A 20785-nucleotide genomic window follows, 5' to 3' on the forward strand; every position below is an offset into this window, starting at 1 on the left:
TATGAAAAGATTCATCAATCAAGCTCCCCGTCGAGTGCCGGGCATTATTTTAGGGATTCTTCCTTTTGTCTTGATCGGCATTATATATCTGATGACATCAGACGCCCGACTCGCGCTCAACCCAAACGATAAACTCCTGCCCGGGGTTGGTCAAATGTGGGACTCTTTTTCCCAAATGGCACTGCAACCCAGCAAACGGACCGGCGAGTATTTACTGTGGACAGATACCTATAACAGCTTAATTCGGCTGTTGACCGGTATCTTCATTGCCGCCAGTTTAGGATTAATCTTGGGTGTATTATTGGGAAGTCTACCTTATCTTTATGCTGGATTTTCTCCGTTACTCACGGCTGTTTCACTCATTCCGCCTCTAGCCATCTTACCCATATTATTGATTCTTTTCGGTGTCGGAGAAGTTTCCAAAATAATCTTAATTGCAATTGGAATTACACCTTTTATCGCCCGCGATATTCAACGCAGTAGTCAGGAAATCCCCAGAGAACAACTCATCAAAGCACAAACATTAGGCGCGAACAGTTTACAGATTCTAATAAGAGTCATTGTTCCACAAATAATGCCAAAACTTATTGATGCCGTCCGACTTTCGTTAGGTGCTGCTTGGTTGTTTTTAATCGCTGCTGAAGCCATCGCGTCAACCAATGGTCTGGGCTACCGAATCTTTCTGGTCAGGCGTTACATGGCAATGGACATCATTATCCCTTATGTAATTTGGATTACCTTACTGTCATTTTTAATAGATTGGCTACTCGCAACAATCAATCGGATGCTTTACCCCTGGTATTTTAAGGAGCAAATTCAACATGATTGAAGTCAGAAACGCCTTTAAACACTATGGCGAACAAGTCATTTTGGAAAAACTGAACATCACCATCCAATCCGGCGAATTTATTACCATGGTCGGGCCATCCGGCTGTGGTAAAAGCACCTTCCTGAAAATGATTCTCGGAACAGAAAAACCTTCCAAAGGAGAGGTGATCTTGAATGGAAACCCAATACCCAACGAACCCTCTTCGGATGTTGGCGTGGTTTTTCAACAATACTCCGTATTTTCACATTTAACCGTCCTGGACAATTTATTGATTGTCGGGCGTTTCAAGCGAAACAAAACGCTCGGTTTTTTTTCACGCCAATCCAAACGAGCATTTACGGAAAAAGCCAGCCTCTTATTACAAAAAGTGGGGTTGAAACAGGTCCTAAACAAATACCCTCATGAGCTTTCTGGTGGGATGCGCCAACGTTTAGCCATTGCCCAAGCACTCTTAGGAGAACCCAAAATTTTATTATTGGATGAGCCTTTCGGTGCCTTGGATCCAGGAACTCGAAACGATATGCACAAGCTGGTATTAGAGCTTTGGCGGGAACTCGGTATTACCGTCCTTATGGTAACCCACGACTTAAAAGAAGGATTTTATTTAGGCACGCGCCTTTGGGTTTTTGATAAGGCTAATCATCACAACATCGATAAACATCAAGGTTCGACCATCACTTATGACCTACCGATTGGCAACGCTTCGCCGGAGTTATACCAAGAGCTTGATGATAAAATACAACCAGTCGAAACACTCACTCGTCTAGAGAATGTGCGATAAAGTACAATTCGTTTGGATGGAAACGGCATCTATCGTCAAAGGAAACGCTTTAGAGTGAAGACTTTATCTATAAATTTAGAAACGTCATGATGAAATAGAATTAAAAAATCAAACCGCCCTAAAACAACGACTGGAGTATTCCAGAAACGTTTCGATCTTAGTAATGGCGATTGGTGTCAAGGTCACCAAACGAATGCGACGATCATAATCGCATTCGTGCTCCGCTAAAAACCCTTGTTCAATGGCTTTCTGCACATATTTCACCGCCGTACGGCGGCTAATGTTCGGCATCATCTTGTACAGTTCCGTTTTCGGCTTCGGAGCGTCATGGCGTTTGACCCACATCTGCGTCAGCAAATCACTGTAATGCAAATCCACCATATCCGTGCCGGCAAATGTCTCTGCCCAGAATGTATCGATATTAAAAATCGCCTCGGCTGCTTTAACGAAGTGAATTTCCGCGTTTATTTCTTCACTCATTCAGGGTTCCTTTAACCTGTCAAGACCATTCAACTTGGTGCAAATTTGCATAATTCTACCAAAAAGGTGCAAAAAAAGTGAGTTCCATCGCTTTCAACACGCAACCCTAATCATCATAAATCCCGCCAATTAGGTGCAAATTAGCATTTATTGCAAATTTGCATATTTATGGCATATGCTTTGCTCTTACCCTAATCACTATTATTTGTAAAAACAACCAAAAAGGCGAGTAAAGTGCAATTTGAATTATTCAAAACCTTCTGGGGTCATGAAGGAAGTTTCAAGCAAGGCATGGATATGGCGACAGCCGCCGGCTTCGACGGGATTGAAGCGCCTTGTCCTTCAGATCCACAACAAATCGACACCATCGGGAAATTATTGCAAATCAGCGGATTAGGTTATATCGCTGAAATTTGCACCGCTGGCAGCTACGTTCCCGACCGCCAAGCCTCTCCGGAAGATCACCTGAAATCACTGGAACAAAAGCTGGTGATGAGTTTGCCATTACAGCCAAAGTTTTTCAATGTCATGGCCGGTTGTGATGCCTGGCCTTTGGATGAACAAATTTGGTTCTTTAACCGCGCCTTGGAAATTGCCGATAAACACAATGTTATTTGCAGCTTCGAAACCCACCGCAGTCGCTCTTTCTTCAACCCTTGGGTAACACGAGATGTACTCAGAGCGGTACCGGACTTAAAAATCACCATGGACATCAGTCATTGGTCGGTGGTGTGTGAACGCCTCATGGATTCGGAATGGGACGTCATCGAAGAAATCGCTCCCAAGACACACCATATTCATGGTCGCATCGGTTACGACCAGGGGCCTCAAGTCCCTCACCCGGCTGCCCCGGAATACGCTCGAGCACGCCAAGTCCATGAAGACGCCTGGGAGCTGGTGTGGCAATCGCAACTCGAGCAAGGTTATGAAACCTCGACCCTCACCCCCGAATTTGGTCCCGACGGCTATTTACATACCTTACCGTTCACCAATGCCCCCGTAGCAGACCTATGGGAAATCAACCAGTGGGTGGGAAATCAACAACGTATTCACTTTGCCGACTGGCAAAACGCACTCTAACGAAGGAGACGTCTGATGAACCCCAGAGCTTTATTAATCGACCCCAAAGGCCTTTGGCCCAATATCTTCGCCCTCGCCTATATTACGTTCACCTACTTCGGCGGGTGGGCCGCCCTTGTGTATGGCACCTACTGGAGTTTACCACTCGGTGTTTTACTGGTGGCGCACGGCATGATTATCGCCGCCTACCTGATGCACGATTGCGCTCACAACGCGCTTTTCAAGAAAACCGCGCACAACACCCTGCTCGGCCGCTGGCTGAATATGATTACCGGTGCGAACTATGGTACCTATGAAGACATACGCTACAAGCACATGCGCCATCACGTCGACAATGGCGACCTAGTGACCTTTGACTATCGTACTTTTCTGAAAAAACACCCTTTGCTCCTGAAAACGTTCCGCGCCTTGGAGTGGATGTACATACCGGCAGTTGAACTGATGATGCACGCCATGTTGATTGTTGCACCGTTCATCTATGACTCCCATAAACCCCAAAGAGGTCGTGTCCTGCGCGTGCTGTTGGTGCGTGTCGGGCTCTTCAGCGCACTGATCTGGTTTGCCCCCTGGGCGGCACTTGGTTATGTGGTTGCCTACATCATTTTTCTGACCACACTGCGCTTTATGGACGCCTTCCAGCACGACTACGAACTGCTATACACCTTGATGGACAAAGACTTCGTCCCACCACACAAAGGTGACCGACAATACGAAGAAGAGCACACCTACAGCAATTTGTTGTCGACGAAATATCCTTGGGTAAACCTTTTAACCCTCAATTTCGCCTACCACAATGCTCACCACACCAAACCCAACCTGGCGTGGTATGCGTTGCCCAAGTATCACCGTGAACTCTACCCTGAAAGCTGCCCCCAACAAGTCGACATTTGGAATCAATTGAGATGCTTCCATAAAAACCGTGTTCCACGCGTATTATCAGAGGAATATGGCGAAGAAGACGTCAAGGCAACGTTAAAACAAGGCACAGCGGTTGGCGTTGATGGAGTTTCTTTTTTAACAGCATTTTAATGCCCTTAAAAGGATTTTAATTAACCATGTGGTTTGACTTTAAACAAACAATAGAATTCAAAGTAAAAGTCCTTTTGGGAATAATCGGAGTCCTTTCCTTTGTTGTTTTTTGGCATGTTTCTGCCCATTGGAACGGAGAAATCAGTCCAATATTTCCCGGTCCTAAGGAAGTGGTAACGGCTTTATATGAATTATTTTTTGAGCGTGAATTTATACACGATATAGGAAGCAGTGTACAACGAATCGCCCTCAGCTTCTTGTTGGCCGTGGCTGTGGCCGTTCCACTGGGTGTATTGATTGGCTCCTTCGCTACCGTTTCCGCTCTACTGAACCCATTGGTTTCTGCTTTCAGGTATCTCCCCGCACCGGCGTTCATCCCTTTGTTGCTGATGTGGTTCGGCACCGGAGACGAACAAAAAATCGCACTGCTGTTCCTCGGTGTCATCTGGTTTCTGGTCACACTCATTAGCGACGTCGTATCCAATGTACACAAAGACTATATCGAAACCTCCAAAACCCTAGGGGCTAACCGCAGGCTGATTCTATGGACAGTAGTGGTTCCAGCCTCACTACCCGGCATCGTTGATGTATGCCGACAAATGCTCGCGGTGAGCTGGACATATTTAGTAATCGCAGAGATTGTTGCTGCGACTGATGGCATCGGCGCCATGATGATGAGAGCACGACGTTTTGTGCACGTGGACGACATTATGGCAGGCATTATCGTCATAGGTCTTCTTGGATTGTTATTTGACCTTTTATTTAGAGGAATTTATTGGGCTGCCTTCCCTTATTTAAGAAAAACAACCTAATAAAGAACGCTAATAAAAAACCTAAAAATCTAGTAGGAGAAACTACATGAAATCAACCGTTAATACTGCCCATAAAGAGAAGTGGCTCAAACTTACTCTTGCCGCCGTTTTAACATTAAATAGCAGCTTTATCATGGCCGCTGAAAAAGTAAACTTATCCATGTTATCTTGGCCTGGATACGGCTTTTGGTTCATCGCAAAAGAAAAGAATCTGGCACCTGAACTGGATATCAACATCAGCATTATCGAAGACCCTTATGAAAGCTATTCATTAATGACAGCGGGCAAACTGGATGTCACATCCAGCTCTGTTGAGTATGGGCCCATTGCAGCAGATATTGGGGTGCCAATTAAGCTTGTCACTTACACAAACCCATCCTATGGAACCGATAAAATCATTTTAGCGCCCGGAGTCAAATCCGCAACAGACTTGATTGGTAAAAAAGTCGCTGTCATGGAGGGAGGATTACCTCAAATCTACGTTGGCATATGGCTCGACAAAAACGGCGTTAACTTTGATCAAGTCGAATATGTCAATGTCATTATGGATGAAGCCGTTGGTGCAATGATTGGTGGAAACGTAAGCGGTGGAGCCTTTTGGGAACCTTTTGGTGAAAATGTAATCAAAAACTTGCCAGGCTCCACAGTGGTTGCGGAATCCAGTCAACCGGAATGGATCAGTGAAGCCATCCTTGCAGATGGAATTTATATGAATGAAAACTTTATCGCTCAACGCCCGAAAGCCGCAAAATTGATGATAGAAGCCTATTTCAAAGCCGTTGACTGGTGGAAAAAACACCCTGAAGAAGGGAACAAAATCATTGCTAAAGGCATTCACTTCACCGTCAGTGACGTTGAAATGGTTTTGGGGAAAACCGGGAACGCTCATAAAGGAGGCCTAATGGTTTTCGACCAAACACAGGCCGCACAATTTATGGGTCTGCTTCCCGGGAACCCACCTTTAGGGATGAAAAATGGTCAAATCAAGACCAATTGGAACACCATGAGCGATTGGTGGAAAAAATTTGGTTTTGTTCAAAAAACTTATGACTGGCAAGCAGGCGTGGATACCGCACCTCTAAAAGCCGCGTTGGAGTCAAAATAACCATGCTTTCAACGACGTCCGCAAAGGGATTGCGCATTCAGAATATTCGCAAGGATTTTATGGTTCACCGTAAACCCATGACGGTGGTGGATGACGTCAGTTTCGACGTGGAACCCCACCAGGTGTGTATTCTTCTCGGGCCATCCGGTTGTGGAAAATCGACCGTTTTAAGAATGATTGCAGGTCTGGAATCGCCATCCGACGGTTATATTCAACTCAATGGCGAAACCGTTACCGGACCGCACAGGGACAGAGGCATGGTCTTCCAAGGCTATACCTCCTTCCCTTGGCTGACGGTGCGACAGAATGTCGCTTACGGACTGCGCATCAACGGAGATAGCGCAGCGCTCAATGAAGGAACGGTCGATTATTTTCTGGAACGAGTTGGCCTGTCCGACTTCGCCGACGTTTATCCGCACCAACTCTCCGGTGGTATGCGCCAGAGAGTGGCCATTGCCCGAGCTATGGCAAATACGCCAAAAGTTCTGTTAATGGATGAGCCCTTCGGTGCGTTGGATGCGGAAACCCGCTGGCAAATGCAGGAATTACTGCTCAAGGTGATTCGCAAGGAACGGATGACGGTCGTCATGGTCACGCACGACGTTGAAGAAGCCTTACTGCTCGGCGATAAAATCGTTTTTTTATCCCGCCATCCAGGCCGAGTCAAAACAACCCTTTATCCGCCATTCAAACAAGATGGCAGCATTTCCACTCGAGAAGAATTACGGGCCCACCCGCAATTCAACGAAATGGAAAGCGAAATATTAACCCTCATGAGAACAGAAGGACAAAAATGAAACAGTGGCAATGCATAGTATGTGGGCTCATCTACGACGAGGCCGAAGGTTGGCCGGAAGACGGTATCCCACCTGGAACGCCCTGGGAAGAGGTTCCCGAAGACTGGGAATGCCCGGATTGCGGCGTCGGAAAAGACGAATTTGAAATGATCGAAATTTAAGAAAGGAATTATTTTGACCGCCCCACCATTAATCATTATCGGCACCGGACTGGCCGGCTACACCCTGGCGAAAGAGTTCCGTAAATTGGATACCGAGCGCTCTCTGGTTCTGATTACCGAAGACAGCGGTGACTTTTACAGTAAACCCATGCTGTCCGAAAGTATTTCAAAACAGAAAACCGCCGACCAACTGATACGCTTCACCGCCGAACAAATGGCGCAGCAACTGAATGCACAGATACACACCTTTACCCGCGTCGAACACATCGATCCGGAACACAACCGCTTATCGTTCAGTGACACCTCCCTGAGTTACGGTGACTTGGTGTTAGCCTGTGGTGCTCGCCCCAGATTACACCCCCTCAAAAATGATTTGTCAGACCGCCTGCATCACCTAAACCATCTCGACGACTACCGACGCTTTCACGGCGCTCTGACAGAAAACACCCGCGTCCTGATTATCGGCTCCGGCCTGATTGGGACCGAAATCGCCAATGATTTGGCCAAGTCGAACATCGACATCACAATGGTTTCACCCTCCTCCAGCTTGATGGACGCCACTTTGCCGATTGAAATCGCCAAGGAGTTGCAAAGCGCCTTACAGGATGAAGGCGTGCGGTTTTATCTAAATCAAAGCGTCGAGTCGGTGACGGACACGGATGACGGTGTCCTCGTCACACTGGACGACGGCACCGAACGTCAAACCGATGTCGTACTATCCGCGATTGGACTGGAACCTGCAACCGACTTGGCGGAAAGCGCCGAACTGATTATCAGCAACGCCATTAACACCAACCGTTATCTTGAAACCAGTCAACCCAATATTTATGCTCTGGGCGATTGCGCCGAAGTCGATGGCGCACACCTGATGTATGTCATGCCGATTATGAACAGCGCCAGGGCGTTGGCCAAAACGCTCAGCGGCACACCAACCGAGGTTAATTATCCCATCATGCCCGTGTCGGTTAAAACGCCTTCATACCCCATCACTTTTGTTCTCCCGCCCAGCTCTAGCGAGCCACTGAAATGGCAGATCGAAGCGGATGAAAACGGCATCAAGGCTCTCCATTATGACAACGATGGTGAATTAAACGGTTACATTCTCACCCGTGATAAAACCGCCGATAAAAAGCAGTTCAACCCACAAATCAAACCCAAATACCATTCCTAAGGTTTCTTAAAAACCCTTGTTAAAACGGTATCTCCAAAACGAACCAGGCCTGGTCAAATAACGGATTGGGCTTGTTTTCTGCGCCGGGTTTTGTACAATCATTCTAAAGTTCTTTTAAAGTTTCGTTCATAACAGCATTCGGAAACACTTGATTTTCCGACACTTTCAACTCTTCTTTTGCGTCAAACAAATGCCGAAAACGGCAACGCATTTAACCGTTTCACTGAATTGCCATAACATCAAACTGCGCCCCTGACGGGCTTCTTTAACGTAACGTACGAAAAAACATTATGAACCCAACGACAGGTGGTCTTTACATCGCCTTAATCAGTGTCCACGGACTGATCCGTGGCAACAATCTGGAACTCGGCCGCGACGCGGATACCGGGGGGCAAACGCTTTATGTATTAGAACTGGCGCAAGCACTCGCCGAAAAACCCGGCGTGGCACGCGTCGAACTCTTCACTCGCTTGGTTCGGGACGAACACGTCTCACCCGAATACGCCGAACCGTTTGAAAAACTGTCCGATACCTTACAGATTGTCCGCATCGAAGCCGGACCGGACGAATACATCCACAAAGAACAACTTTGGGATCACCTCGATACCTTCGCCGACAATATGGCGGACTATTTCCGCCTGCAAGAACGCACCCCCGACATCGTCCACAGCCATTACGCGGATGCCGGTTACGTCGGTTCCCATCTGGCGCACCAGCTCTCGATTCCGCTGATCCACACCGGCCACTCATTAGGTCGGGTCAAACGTGCCCGCTTGATTGCCGGCGGCCTGAGCGCGGAAGAAATCGAACAACGTTACAACATGGCGCGACGCATTGACGCCGAGGAGCACACACTGGCCTCTGCGGAACGGGTCATCACCAGCACCCACCAGGAAATCGAAGAGCAATACGAGCTCTACGACTTCTATCAACCCGAACAAATGCGCGTGCTCCCGCCCGGCACCAACCTCAAACATTTCATGCCGCCGATGGGCAACGAACTCAACAGCGACCTTTATCAGATACTGGTCAAGCACCTCAAGGAACCGGACAAACCGATTATCCTGGCGCTGTCTCGGCCTGACCATCGCAAAAATATCGCTTCATTAATTGAAGCCTACGGCCAATCGAAAGACTTACAAGACCGCGCGAATCTCGTCATCATCGCCGGCAACCGCGACGACGTCGAAGACCTGGAGCCCGGTGCACAACAAGTGTTCCATGAACTCTGGGCGGCCATTGACCGCCATGACCTCTACGGCAAGGTCGCTCTACCCAAACACCATTGCCGAAACGACGTACCGATGATTTACCGCATCGCCGCCGCCTCCGGCGGCGTCTTCGTCAACCCGGCACTGACCGAACCCTTCGGCCTCACCTTGATAGAAGCGGCCGCGTCGGGCCTGCCGATTGTCGCCACCGAAGACGGTGGTCCGCGCGACATCATCGGCAACTGCCACAACGGTCTGCTCATCGACCCGCTGGAACCGAAAACCATTACCGATGCCCTGCTTACGATTCTCAAGTCGCCGAAAACACAACAGGAATTCATTCACAAAGGCCTGGTCGGCGTTCTGGAACATTATGCCTGGCAAGCCCACGCCGATCGTTATCTCGATTTGATTTGCCCAATTGTCAAAGAATCCGAACGCCTTGAGCGTCGCCATATTTCGCGCCGTGCCGGCCTGTACCGCGACCGGGCCTTTGTCAGTAGCCTTGATCAAAATCTCATGGGCGATCCGGATGCCTTGAAAGTCTTGCTGGCGGAAATGAAAGCGCATAAAAAGTCCACGCTGTTCATTGTCGCCACCGGCCGCCGCCTCGATTCGGCCTTACGCCTGATGAAACAGCACAATATTCCCGAACCGGACATTCTCATTTCCAGTAGCGGCACGGAAATCAGCTACGCACCGAAGCTGACCACCGACACCGCTTGGGAAGAGCACATCGATTACCACTGGGTGCCGCACAAAGTGCGCTCTTTGCTGGATAATTACCCCGGATTGGAACGCCAACCGAAATCGGAACAGAACCGTTTCAAAATCAGTTACTACATCGACCCGGAAATCGCCGATTTGGAAGAAATCAAACGCTATCTCCATCAGGAAGAACAATCCGTCAACGTACAACTCTCATTCGGCCAATACCTCGACATCCTGCCGATTCGGGCCTCGAAGGGCATGGCCTTACGTTACGTGGCCGACCGCTGGGAAATTCCGCTGGAACGCATTCTGGTGGCCGGCGGTTCCGGCGCGGATGAGGACATGATGCGCGGTAACGCCCTTGCGGCCGTGGTGGCGAACCGGCACGATGAAGAACTCTCACAATTGATTGACATCGACCGCATCTATTTCGCCAAAAAACCTTACGAAGAAGGCATTCTCGAAGCGCTTGAATACTATGACTTTTTCGACAGCTGCCGTCCGCCGGAGACAGAGCACACATCCGAAAAAGTGGTGGAAGACGCATGACCGCATCACAAAGCGCTTCGACCTTATTGCTCTGCACCGACATGGATCGCACCGTCATTCCCAATGGCGCGCAACCGGAACATCCACACGCACGCGCGGCCTTCAAAGCCTTTTGCCAACAGCCAGAAATCACCTTGGTGTACGTTACCGGGCGGCATCTCGCACTGATGGAAGAAGCCATTCATGCTTATGACTTGCCACAACCCGATTACGCCATCACCGATGTCGGCACCAAAATCCGTCACCGTGAAAACGGCCACTGGCAAGCCGTCGAGGAATGGGAAACCGAAATCGGCCAGGCCTGGGGAAATTGCCGACACGATGACATCGCCCAACCCTTAATGCAATTGGACGGTCTGACGCTGCAAGAAAAGGAAAAACAAAACACCCATAAGGTCAGCTTTTACGCCGACCTGTCCACGGCCAGCGAAGCCGATTATCTGGCACGGGCCGAAACCGCACTGGCCCCATTAAACATTCAGACGAGCTTGATTTGGAGCATCGACGAAGCGGCGGATGTCGGCTTATTGGACGTCTTGCCGCAAAACGCCACCAAACTGCACGCCATCGAATTTCTGCAACAGCAACTGGATTTCGCGTTACCCGACGTGATTTTCGCCGGTGACAGCGGCAACGACCTGCCGGTGCTCACCAGCCACATACAATCGGTGCTGGTGGCCAACGCCTCGGAAGACATCAAACACCAGGCCTGGCAAGCATGTGTGCAACGCCATACCGAATCGGCGTTCTATCAAGCCCAAAACCTTCAAGACCACAACGGCAACTATGCCGCCGGCGTGTTGCAAGGCGTTGGCTATTACGCGCCCCGTTTTCAACCCATTCTGAACGAACAGGTCCTGCCTTTATGAATGCGAACCCTTCTTCCATCACCGTTTTCGGCGAAGTCTTATTCGACTGTTTTCCCAATGGCAAACAGGTATTGGGCGGTGCGCCCTTCAATGTCGCCTGGCATTTACAGGCATTGGGCGACGACCCGACATTTATCTCCCGAATCGGCGACGACACCCTCGGCAAAACCATTTTAAAAAACGCCCAGGCCTGGGGCTTGCGAACCGACAACATTCAAATCGACCAAGCCCACCCCACCGGACGTGTCGACATCACCGTGCACGACGATGAACCCCATTACGACATCACGCCGGGCAGCGCCTACGATTTCATTTCCGCGCAATCGGTTCAACTGACCAAACGCAGCGGCCTGCTCTACCACGGCTCTCTGGCGCTGAGAAGCCCTTATGCCCAACAGCAATTCAAAACCTTGCGCGAATCCGGCGATTGGTCGGTGTTTTTGGACGTCAACCTCCGTGCGCCCTGGTGGGATCAAGCCAGCCTGTTCGACTGGATTCAGTCCGCGCGCTGGGTCAAACTCAATGTCGACGAACTGCGTGAACTCGGCTTTCAGGAACCTGTGTTGGAAGTGGCGATGCGTAATTTCCAAACCCAGTTCGAACTGGAGCAGGTCATTGTCACCCGCGGCTCGGAAGGCGCCTCCGTCCTCACCCCCGAAGGTTTCTTCAGCCAGACACCGGGCGAGATTCCCGAATTTGTCGATACCGTCGGCGCCGGAGACGCCTTTACGGCGGTTTTCATTCATGGTCTAATAGAATCTTGGCCTATTCAAGACACCTTGGTCGCAGCACAGGCGTTTGCGAGTCAAGTCATCGGTTTACGCGGCGCGACGCCCGACAACCGGGCCTTTTATAAAACGATTCTCGAAATGCACGCCTGAGTCTTCGCGACGACAGGCCCTCAAACTCGCACCGGGGAAGCTATGTACGAGCAAATCTCACATTCGCTGCTGAACGATATCCTCAATAAAATCAAACCGGATATCTACGAAGAAGACCTGCGGCATTTCTACACCCGACTGGGCGCAAACTTCTACGCCATTCATTCCTTATTCGAACGCTTGTACGGCCACCGGCCAGACTTCAACGACCAGGCGCTGCGTCTCGTGGAAACCATGGCACGCCAATACATCAAGCGTCCCGATTGTCTGAAAGACCTCGATATCGAACGTGAAAAGGACTACAACTGGTTCCTCAGCCAAAAATGGGTCGGCATGGCCATGTACGCGCACGGTTTCGCCGGCGACCTCAACGGCATGCAAACCCACCTGCCGTATTTTCAGGAGCTCGGCGTGAACATGGTGCACATCATGCCGATCATGCGCTGCCCGGAAGGCGAAAGCGACGGCGGCTATGCGGTCAGCGATTTCCGTGAAATCGACGAACGCGCCGGCACACTGGACGACCTCACCACTCTGTCCGGTGAAATGCGCGACCGCGACATGCTGCTGGCGTTGGACGTGGTCTTGAACCACACCTCCGACGAACACGAATGGGCCCAGAAAGCCCGTGCCGGTGACGCCAAATATCAGGACTACTACTACACCTTCGAGTCACGCAATATCCCGGATATGTTCGAGCAAAGCATGCCGGAAGTCTTTCCGGAAACCTCGCCCGGCAATTTCACTTGGGACGAGGAAATGCAACGCTGGGTGATGACGGTTTTCAACGACTATCAGTGGGATTTGAATTACAGTAACCCGGCCGTGTTCATCGAGATGCTCGATGTCATTCTGTTCTGGGCCAACCAGGGCGCGGACATTCTGCGTCTCGATGCCGTGGCTTTCCTTTGGAAGAAAATCGGCAGCACCTGCCAGAATGAACACGAAGCCCATTTGATTCTGCAACTGTTGAAAGACTGCTGCCAGGTCACGGCACCGGGCGTGTTGTTCATTGCCGAAGCCATCGTCGCGCCGGTGGAAGTCACCAAATACTTCGGTGAAGACGCCGTCATCGCCAAAGAGTGCGAAATCGCCTACAACGCCACCTTTATGGCGCTGATGTGGGATGCCGTCGCCACCAAAAACGCCAAACTGCTCAATCAAGGCATCAAGAGCCTGCCGGTCAAGCTGGAAAGAGCCACCTGGCTGAATTACGTGCGCTGCCACGATGACATCGGCCTCGGGTTTGACGACAAAGACATCATCCGCGCCGGATACGAACCGCATTCGCACCGCCGTTTCCTCATAGACTATCTGATCGGGAAATTCGACAACTCCCACGCCCGCGGCTTACCGTTTGCGGCCAATGCTAAAACCGGCGACGCCCGCATTTCCGGTTCACTCGCCTCCTTGGTCGGGCTGCAATACGCGCTGGAAACCGGCGATATCGAAGCCCTAGACAACGCCATCAAACTGATTATTCTGATGCACAGCATGATTTTCTCGTTCGGCGGGATGCCGCTGCTGTATTACGGCGATGAAATCGGCACCCTCAACGACGACTCCTATTTGTCCGACCCGAATAAAATGGATGATAACCGTTGGGTGCATCGTCCCTCCATCAACTGGGAAAAGGCCGAACGACGCAATACACCGGGTGCGGTCGAATACGAAATTTTCAGCGCCATCAAAAAATTGATTGCCGTGCGTAAAGACATCCACGTCTTTGCCGATTTCAACAACCGTGAATTGATTGACGTCGCAAATCCGAATCTGTTCGTCATCAACCGCTTCGACCCGCATAAATACACCGACCGGGTCTTGGTGGTGGCCAATTTCAACGGCAAACCGCAAAACCTGAAGATGGAGGAAGTCGCAGGTTGGGGCACCTATTCCGAAGGCCAGTTGATTGACCTGGTGACACGCCATAAACCGGAAATCTTCAACAACACCCTGGTCATTCCCGGTTTCAGTTTCTATTGGTTATACGAGATGTAATCAAACGACCAGGCCTGGCCGTTTTGAGTGAATCGTTTTTCGCGCGGGTGTTTATTCAATCAACGGCGTTTCTTCGGAATCGTCTTTCAAACCCACGCCGGACAACCGCTTTTGCAAAGCACCTTCCATCAACCGCACCAGCAAATCCGCCGCCTGCTCGTAACTTTGGCCGCCCGGGCGGATATTGGAAATGCAGTTGCGCTCGGCATCGGAACGGCCGACACGCGGCTCGTAAGTCATGTAAATGCCCATACTGTTCGCCGCACTCAAACCGGGGCGTTCGCCAATCAGAACCACCGCCAGTTTTGCACCGTACTGTTCTCCCACTTCATCCGCCAAGGCCACACGTGCCTGAGTGGCGAGATGCACCGGCGTCAGTCGCCAGTCTTTGGCCCGACACAGCGGCAACAAAACCGATAAAAACGGCACGGCATTCTGTTGAATCGCCTTGGACGACAAACCGTCGCCAATGACGATGCAGACATCGGCTTCCGTGCTTTCTTGTGCCTGTGATTGTGTTTGTTGCTGCAACAAGGTGCGGGACTCCAGCCCCAACTTGCGCCCCAAATCCGGGCGCTGTAAATAAGTCATACGGTCCGCGGCAGCCGATTCAATCGTCAGGGTCGACACGCCCAACGCCTCGATTGGCTCTGCCAAGGCTTCGGGTTGAAACGGCAAATGCACCGCATCGCGCGCACGGGCGTGGTCTAAATCGAACGTCAGCACCTCCTTTGACGCCAGACTGGAACCCGCTCGCTTCAAACCGATGCGCGCCTCGGTGATGTGTTTGAGTTTCGCCAAATCCTGTAAAACCTGCGGCTGAGACGCCTTCATACTTCGCCCCCAAACGTTTGATTCGTCAATAACGGCGTCGGCTGGTTTTCGGGTAACAGGTGCCCGGCCGCATCCTGAATCCCCATATCCCGTAGCCAGCGCTCGAACTCCGGAGCCGGTTTTTTACCCAACACCTGTCGCAAATAATTGGCATCGTGGAAGGACGTGGTCTGATAATTGAGCATGATGTCGTCGGCGCCGGGAATGCCCATAATGAAATTGACTCCGGCCGTGCCAAGCAACGTCAGCAGGTTATCCATATCGTTCTGGTCGGCTTCGGCGTGATTGGTGTAACAGATATCGCACCCCATCGGCACGCCCAGCAGCTTGCCGCAGAAATGGTCTTCCAGCCCGGCACGGATAATCTGCTTACCGTCGAACAGATATTCCGGGCCGATAAAACCGACCACCGTATTCACCAACAACGGCCGGAACTTGCGCGCCACGGCGTAAGCTCGTGTCTCCAGCGTTTGCTGATCGACGCCATGAAAAAAACCGGACGACAGGGCGCTGCCCTGACCGGTTTCGAAATACATCACATTATCGCCAACCGTGCCCCGCTTCAGCGACAAGGCCGCCTCATGCGCTTCGGCCAGCACCGCTAAATCAATACCGAAGGTTTTATTGGCACCCTCGGTTCCGGCAATCGACTGAAACACCAAATCCACCGGCTCGTTGCGTTCCATCATCACCATGCTGTTGGTGACGTGGGTCAACACGCAGGACTGCATCGGAATGTCGTAACGTTGCCGCACTTCATCAAGCAACCGAATCAAAGCCGAGGCCGCCTGAACATTGTCCGTGGCCGGATTGATGCCGATGACCGCATCGCCCGAACCGTTCAGTAAACCGTCCAAGGTCGAGGCAATAATGCCTTGCGTACTGTCGGTCGGATGATTGGGTTGCAGACGTGTCGACAGCCCGCCTTTCAAGCCTATGGTATTCCGGAAACGCGTGACCACCTCTTTTTTGCTGGCCACCAGAATCAAATCCTGGTTGCGCATCAGCTTCGAGACCGCCGCCGCCATTTCCGGAGTTAAACCGGCTTCCACCGTCGCCAAGGCCGCGGCATCGGTATCGTAATCCAACAACCAGTCCCGGAAGTCGCCCACCGTCAAATGGGCAATCGGTTCAAACGCGGTTTCGTCCCAATCGTCCATAATCAGACGCGTCACCTCATCCGATTCGTAAGGCACCACGGCTTCATTCAAGAACGTTTTCAACGGCAATTCCGCCAGCGCGAAACGGGCCGCCATCCGTTCCTCTTCGGTTTTGGCCGCCACTTGTGCCAGCACATCGCCGGACCGCAAAGGCGTGGCTTTCGCCATCAAATCCTTCAAGTCGTCAAAGCGATAGACCAGTTGCCCTAAAGTGTAGTGATACTGAGCCATAAATTGCGAAAAAACCTATGAGAAAACCGATTTCGGAAAATAAAACGAGACGATCCAGTTGGGGGCATCGACGATTTCACTGATTCTCAAATCGCCGCACACACTGCACAACATATAAGCATCCATCGCCGCCAACTGATGCTGTTTCTGCAACTCGTCGATCATGTAACGCACCGCATCACGGGCAGCGGTCATCAAGTCATGATTGACGCCGGTGGTGACGTGATACCCTTCGGCATCCAAATGACGCGTGACCGGCCCCGGTGTGGCAAATTTCGGCGCGGGCAGATTCTGCGCCTTTTCCAATTCCAGCTTCACCGATACCGTCATCGGACTTTCAATCGCGGTACCGCACACCTCGCCGTCACCTTGCGCGGCGTGGGTATCGCCAATGGAGAACAAGGCGCCTTCAACACCGACCGGCAGCCAAAGCTCGCTGCCTTTGGCAAGGTCACGAATATCCATGTTTCCGCCCCAACGCCGCGGTGGCACAATGCTGTGAAACCCTTTTTCCGGCGGTGCCACGCCAATGGTGCCGGCAAAGGGTTTCAAGGGCACTTTCGCAAATTCATTGAATAACGCCGGCGACAAACTGTCCGGATCATACTGCCAAAGGTGTAAAGCCGCCTCTTCGAACTCGTCCGCCAATAAGCCGAAGCCCGGAATGTTGGCGGTCCAGCCCCAGCCGGACGGTTCGTAATCCAGCAGCGTGACTTTCAAGGCATCGCCGGGTTCGGCCCCTTCCACCCAAACCGGTCCGGTGACCGGATTGATTCGATCGAAATCGAAATTAATGACGTCATCCACGCCGGAGTCCAACGATAACTGACCGCCCGACGCATCGTGCACCTCTATGTCGATGCAATCACCGGGCGCCACCGTCAATTCGGGACGATTATCACAATCCCATCCGCAATGGCTTTGCTGTTTGCCCAGCGCATGAATCGTATGTTGGCCGCATTGACACATGATGCTCTCCCAATCCGTTTAGCGGTTAACCGACCGCTTCCAGAGATTCCGGCAACACTTGTCCGCCGTCGACGACGATGGTTTGCCCGGTGACGTAACCCGCTTCTTCCGACGCGAAATACAACATGGCATTGGCAATGTCTTCAACCGACCCCAAACGTTTCAGCGGAATCGAGGAAGCCATTTGTGTCAGGTAATCGTCGCCCATGTCTTCCAGGCCTTCGGTCAAAATATTGCCCGGCATGACGGCATTCACGGTGATACCGTATTTCGCCAATTCGATGGCGGCGGTGCGAATAAACCCGAGCTGCCCGGCTTTGGAGGCGCCATAATGGCTCCAGCCGGGGAATCCGGTAATCGGCCCGGTAATCGACGACGTAATCACCACCCGTCCGGCCCCGGACTTCTTCAATTCCGGCAAACAGGTTTGCACACTGAACAATGTCCCTTTCAGGTTGGTGTTCATCACCGTATCCCAATCCTCTTCGGTCATTTCTTCCAAACTGGCGGACGGGAAAATCCCGGCATTGGCACACAGAATATCCAAACCGCCGTAGGCTTCAACCGCGGTTTGCACCGCGGATTGCAATGAAGCCTTGTCGGCCACATCGGCGGCCACGCCCATGGCTTCGTAACCGGCGGCCTTTAATTCATCGGCCACGGCTTGAGCGGCGTCTAAATGCCGCGCTACGATGACGGTATTGGCGCCTTGCTTGGCGAACACTTTAGCAATGCCACGCCCAATGCCCTTACTGGCACCGGTGATTAAAACGGTTTTTCCTTGAATGGATGTCAACATATAACCTCCTTTTAAACGACTTCAATAACGGCTTAGGTCTTCGGTAACGATTTCACCACCGCATCAATGGAATACTCCAGAATGTCCATAACCTCTTTCGATAACTCCAGCGACATCAACAAACCGGCTTTGAACTGCAACACTCTCGGGTCCAGCGCAGAATAAATCGCCCAAACGCCCTGTTTATAAAGTTCCTGCATTACCAGTTCGGCCCCTCTCGGGTAATCGAATTCCAGCCCCATCACCAGGCCGTTCTTACGAACACCGACGAAGAAGTCCGGGTACAGGGTCTGTAAGTCGGCCAGCGCCTGATCAAAATACTCGCTGATAAGCTGAATGTTTTCCAGTGTTTCGGGTCGTTGTGCCACTTCCAGAGTTTTAATGGCCGCGGCACAACCGATTTCCGAGCCGCCGAAAGTGGACATATGCGCCCAACCGTCTTCGGTCAACCATTGACCGGCTTGCTCGGTCACCAACACGGCGGCGATTGGATAAATCCCGCCGGACAATCCTTTACCGGTGACCAGTAAATCCGGTTCCACACCATAGCCGGTGCAACACCACATCTGGCCGGTTCGCATCAGGCCGGTCTGTACTTCATCCGCCACATACAAGGCCTGGTATTTTTCACACAAGGCCTTCACCGCTTGCAAATAGCCGGGGGCCGGCATCGGGAAACCGTAAGTCGCCGGAATGCTTTCGATGATGACACAGGCTACATCCTTCCCGGACAACGCCTCTTCCATCGCCTCCAAATCATTAAACGGCACCTGAACGAACTGGTCAGCTTCGGGTTCGGTTAAGAAAATCTCATTGAAACGCGGCGCGCCGGTTTTCACCGACAGACCGGTATGGCCGTGGTAACAGTTCTGCAACGACACGATTTTCTTCTTGCCGGTGGCATGGCGCGCCGACTTCAAAGCGATGTCGATGGCCTCGCCCCCGCCGCTGGCGAAGATGGCGTATTGCATATTTTCCGGTGCCGTCGCCAGCAGTTTTTCCGCCAGTTCGGTACGCATCAAAGACGGAAAATGGTGGTTACCGATGTCAAAATGTTGCATGGCGTCGGTCACCGCCTGAATCACTTCCGGGTTGCGATGCCCGAGGTTATAGACCCCGCCGTTCAAATGCATATTGATCAGACGGTGCCCGTCCATATCCCAAAAGCAATAGCCTTCGCGTCGGTCGATGACAATATCGACGCCGGTATCGATCCAATCCTGGGTTTTCCCCGGGTTCCAAACCTTTTTGGTTCTCTCTAAAAAGGCCTGTTTTTGTTCACTTGCCATTAGTCAAATCCTTACATTAAATCACTGCGTTATGATTGAAATTGTGCCAGATAGGCGTTACCCAACTCCACCGTACCCTGTGCGAATGAATCGCCTAATTCCTGAGCCAAATCCGCCGTCGGATGCGAACCCAACCAGGCGAATAAGGTTAAACGCCGCATCATGATGAAGGTCGGAATTTCCCGTTCCTCTTCTTCGGAAAACGATGCGCTGCGTCGATAGCCTTCCACCCACGCGTCAATCACCTTATCCAACCCGGGGTTGGTTTCGATAAAGCTGACCGCCGATGCCAGGTCATATAAAAACCAGCCCAACCCGCAATCGTCAAAATCGATGACCCGGGTGTCGTCACCGCAAATCAGCAGATTCGCCAGGCGAATATCGGAATGAATCAAACCGAAACGTTGCGGCGATTGCCCGAAGGCGGCCAGCCGCTGTTTAATCAAATCGGAGACCGCTTCCAGTGTTCCGACATCTTCCGGTTTCAGGCCTGGCCCTTTTCGCCAGTCACCCCAATTGGGCGTGTCGCCGATGCAACCATCGTAATCCCACACCAAACGGTCGAAATAACTCGGCAACGTCCAACCGCGTGCGTGGTTGTGCATTTTGCCGGTGACTTCGCCCAATTTTTTGAAGGGTTCGATTAGGTCCGATTCGTCCGGTTCTTCACCATCGATGAAATGAAATAACGTCACATAACGCACTTCGTCCAAAGCCTCCGACACCACTTCCTGAATCGCGGAACCGTCACGACCATCGATGGACTGTGGCGTTTGGATACCAGCGTCTTCCTGCAAGGCTTTCATCCAATCCAATTCGGTCTGTATGCCGTCGCGGGAATGGTAGTCGGTGCGGTGTACCCGCAAGATCAACGGATTCCGATCCGGTAAGTCGACACGGTAGGTGGCGTTTTCCGACAAACTCAACAGCTTCAAACCCGTCGGTTCGGGCAATGCCCACTTTTGCAACGCTTTTTCCGCAACGCCTTGCAGATAGGCCAGTTGCGCGTCATAACTCATTTGTTCAAACATAGATCCTT

General features: G+C 51.5%; 20 protein-coding genes. 13 read left to right on the forward strand and 7 right to left on the reverse strand.

Annotated elements, in window-relative coordinates; all coding sequences use genetic code 11:
* The first annotated feature begins 1 nt into the window (after nt 1).
* Together EPV75_RS09660 and EPV75_RS09665 are read left to right on the forward strand one after the other, a co-directional pair.
* Nucleotides 2-829: an ABC transporter permease gene (locus EPV75_RS09660; protein WP_128385246.1), complete on the forward strand. Its 828-nt coding sequence runs from the start codon at nt 2-4 to the stop codon at nt 827-829.
* Nucleotides 822-1610 carry an ABC transporter ATP-binding protein gene (locus EPV75_RS09665; RefSeq protein WP_128385247.1) on the forward strand — a complete coding sequence of 263 codons (789 nt, stop codon included), beginning with the start codon at nt 822-824 and terminating at the stop codon, nt 1608-1610. Before EPV75_RS09660 ends, EPV75_RS09665 begins: the two co-directional genes overlap by 8 nt.
* Before the next feature lie 108 nt (nt 1611-1718).
* Here EPV75_RS09665 and EPV75_RS09670 read toward each other — a convergent pair whose 3' ends face one another.
* Complete coding sequence (locus EPV75_RS09670; RefSeq protein WP_225972310.1) at nt 1719-2090, reverse strand: hypothetical protein; 372 nt, start codon at nt 2088-2090, stop codon at nt 1719-1721.
* Nucleotides 2091-2324: 234 nt separating this feature from the next.
* On the opposite strand from EPV75_RS09670, the gene EPV75_RS09675 reads away from it, so the two are divergent.
* The 11 genes from EPV75_RS09675 (at nt 2325) to EPV75_RS09725 (ending at nt 14464) form a co-directional block, all read left to right on the forward strand.
* Nucleotides 2325-3170 carry a sugar phosphate isomerase/epimerase family protein gene (locus EPV75_RS09675; RefSeq protein ID WP_128385248.1) on the forward strand — a complete coding sequence of 282 codons (846 nt, stop codon included), beginning with the start codon at nt 2325-2327 and terminating at the stop codon, nt 3168-3170.
* Nucleotides 3171-3185: 15 nt separating this feature from the next.
* Nucleotides 3186-4199, forward strand: a complete 1014-nt coding sequence (locus tag EPV75_RS09680) for a fatty acid desaturase family protein (protein WP_128385249.1) — start codon at nt 3186-3188, stop codon at nt 4197-4199.
* 26 nt (nt 4200-4225) lie between these two features.
* Nucleotides 4226-5011: an ABC transporter permease gene (locus EPV75_RS09685; RefSeq protein ID WP_225972311.1), complete on the forward strand. Its 786-nt coding sequence runs from the start codon at nt 4226-4228 to the stop codon at nt 5009-5011.
* 46 nt (nt 5012-5057) lie between these two features.
* Nucleotides 5058-6116 carry an ABC transporter substrate-binding protein gene (locus EPV75_RS09690; RefSeq protein WP_225972312.1) on the forward strand — a complete coding sequence of 353 codons (1059 nt, stop codon included), beginning with the start codon at nt 5058-5060 and terminating at the stop codon, nt 6114-6116.
* 2 nt (nt 6117-6118) lie between these two features.
* Nucleotides 6119-6913, forward strand: a complete 795-nt coding sequence (locus EPV75_RS09695) for an ABC transporter ATP-binding protein (RefSeq protein WP_128385250.1) — start codon at nt 6119-6121, stop codon at nt 6911-6913.
* Nucleotides 6910-7074 (forward strand): rubredoxin, encoded by a 165-nt coding sequence (locus tag EPV75_RS09700; RefSeq protein WP_128385251.1) that lies wholly within the window; start codon nt 6910-6912, stop codon nt 7072-7074. Before EPV75_RS09695 ends, EPV75_RS09700 begins: the two co-directional genes overlap by 4 nt.
* A 13-nt stretch (nt 7075-7087) precedes the next feature.
* The gene (locus EPV75_RS09705) at nt 7088-8245 is read left to right on the forward strand and encodes an FAD-dependent oxidoreductase (protein ID WP_192893983.1); all 1158 of its coding nucleotides are present in this window, start codon (nt 7088-7090) and stop codon (nt 8243-8245) included.
* Between the two features lie 290 nt (nt 8246-8535).
* Nucleotides 8536-10716, forward strand: coding sequence for an HAD-IIB family hydrolase (locus tag EPV75_RS09710; RefSeq protein ID WP_128385253.1), 2181 nt, complete (start codon nt 8536-8538; stop codon nt 10714-10716).
* A complete protein-coding gene (locus EPV75_RS09715; protein WP_128385254.1) occupies nt 10713-11585 on the forward strand; it encodes an HAD-IIB family hydrolase in 873 nt (290 codons plus the stop codon). The genes EPV75_RS09710 and EPV75_RS09715 overlap by 4 nt, the downstream gene beginning before the upstream one ends.
* Nucleotides 11582-12466, forward strand: coding sequence for a PfkB family carbohydrate kinase (locus tag EPV75_RS09720; protein WP_128385255.1), 885 nt, complete (start codon nt 11582-11584; stop codon nt 12464-12466). The genes EPV75_RS09715 and EPV75_RS09720 overlap by 4 nt, the downstream gene beginning before the upstream one ends.
* A 42-nt stretch (nt 12467-12508) precedes the next feature.
* The gene (locus tag EPV75_RS09725; protein WP_128385256.1) at nt 12509-14464 is read left to right on the forward strand and encodes an amylosucrase; all 1956 of its coding nucleotides are present in this window, start codon (nt 12509-12511) and stop codon (nt 14462-14464) included.
* Nucleotides 14465-14515: 51 nt separating this feature from the next.
* Here the strand turns inward: EPV75_RS09725 and eutC are convergent, their stop codons facing one another.
* Genes eutC through EPV75_RS09755 form a run of 6 tightly spaced genes read right to left on the reverse strand, consistent with a single transcriptional unit; the run spans nt 14516 to nt 20777 of the window.
* On the reverse strand, nt 14516-15298 hold the full coding sequence (gene eutC, locus EPV75_RS09730; protein WP_128385257.1) for an ethanolamine ammonia-lyase subunit EutC: 783 nt from the start codon (nt 15296-15298) through the stop codon (nt 14516-14518).
* Nucleotides 15295-16689, reverse strand: a complete 1395-nt coding sequence (locus EPV75_RS09735) for an ethanolamine ammonia-lyase subunit EutB (protein ID WP_128385258.1) — start codon at nt 16687-16689, stop codon at nt 15295-15297. The genes eutC and EPV75_RS09735 overlap by 4 nt, the downstream gene beginning before the upstream one ends.
* 15 nt (nt 16690-16704) lie before the next feature.
* Complete coding sequence (locus EPV75_RS09740) at nt 16705-17658, reverse strand: acetamidase/formamidase family protein (protein WP_128385259.1); 954 nt, start codon at nt 17656-17658, stop codon at nt 16705-16707.
* 25 nt (nt 17659-17683) lie between these two features.
* Nucleotides 17684-18457 (reverse strand): 3-oxoacyl-ACP reductase FabG, encoded by a 774-nt coding sequence (fabG, locus tag EPV75_RS09745; RefSeq protein ID WP_029938729.1) that lies wholly within the window; start codon nt 18455-18457, stop codon nt 17684-17686.
* Between the two features lie 32 nt (nt 18458-18489).
* On the reverse strand, nt 18490-19746 hold the full coding sequence (locus tag EPV75_RS09750; RefSeq protein WP_128385260.1) for a class-III pyridoxal-phosphate-dependent aminotransferase: 1257 nt from the start codon (nt 19744-19746) through the stop codon (nt 18490-18492).
* Between the two features lie 29 nt (nt 19747-19775).
* Entirely contained in the window at nt 19776-20777 is a 1002-nt protein-coding gene (locus tag EPV75_RS09755; RefSeq protein ID WP_128385261.1) for a phosphotransferase enzyme family protein, read from the reverse strand.
* Nucleotides 20778-20785 lie beyond the last annotated feature (8 nt).

This window comes from Hydrogenovibrio thermophilus (assembly GCF_004028275.1).
GTDB lineage: Bacteria > Pseudomonadota > Gammaproteobacteria > Thiomicrospirales > Thiomicrospiraceae > Hydrogenovibrio > Hydrogenovibrio thermophilus.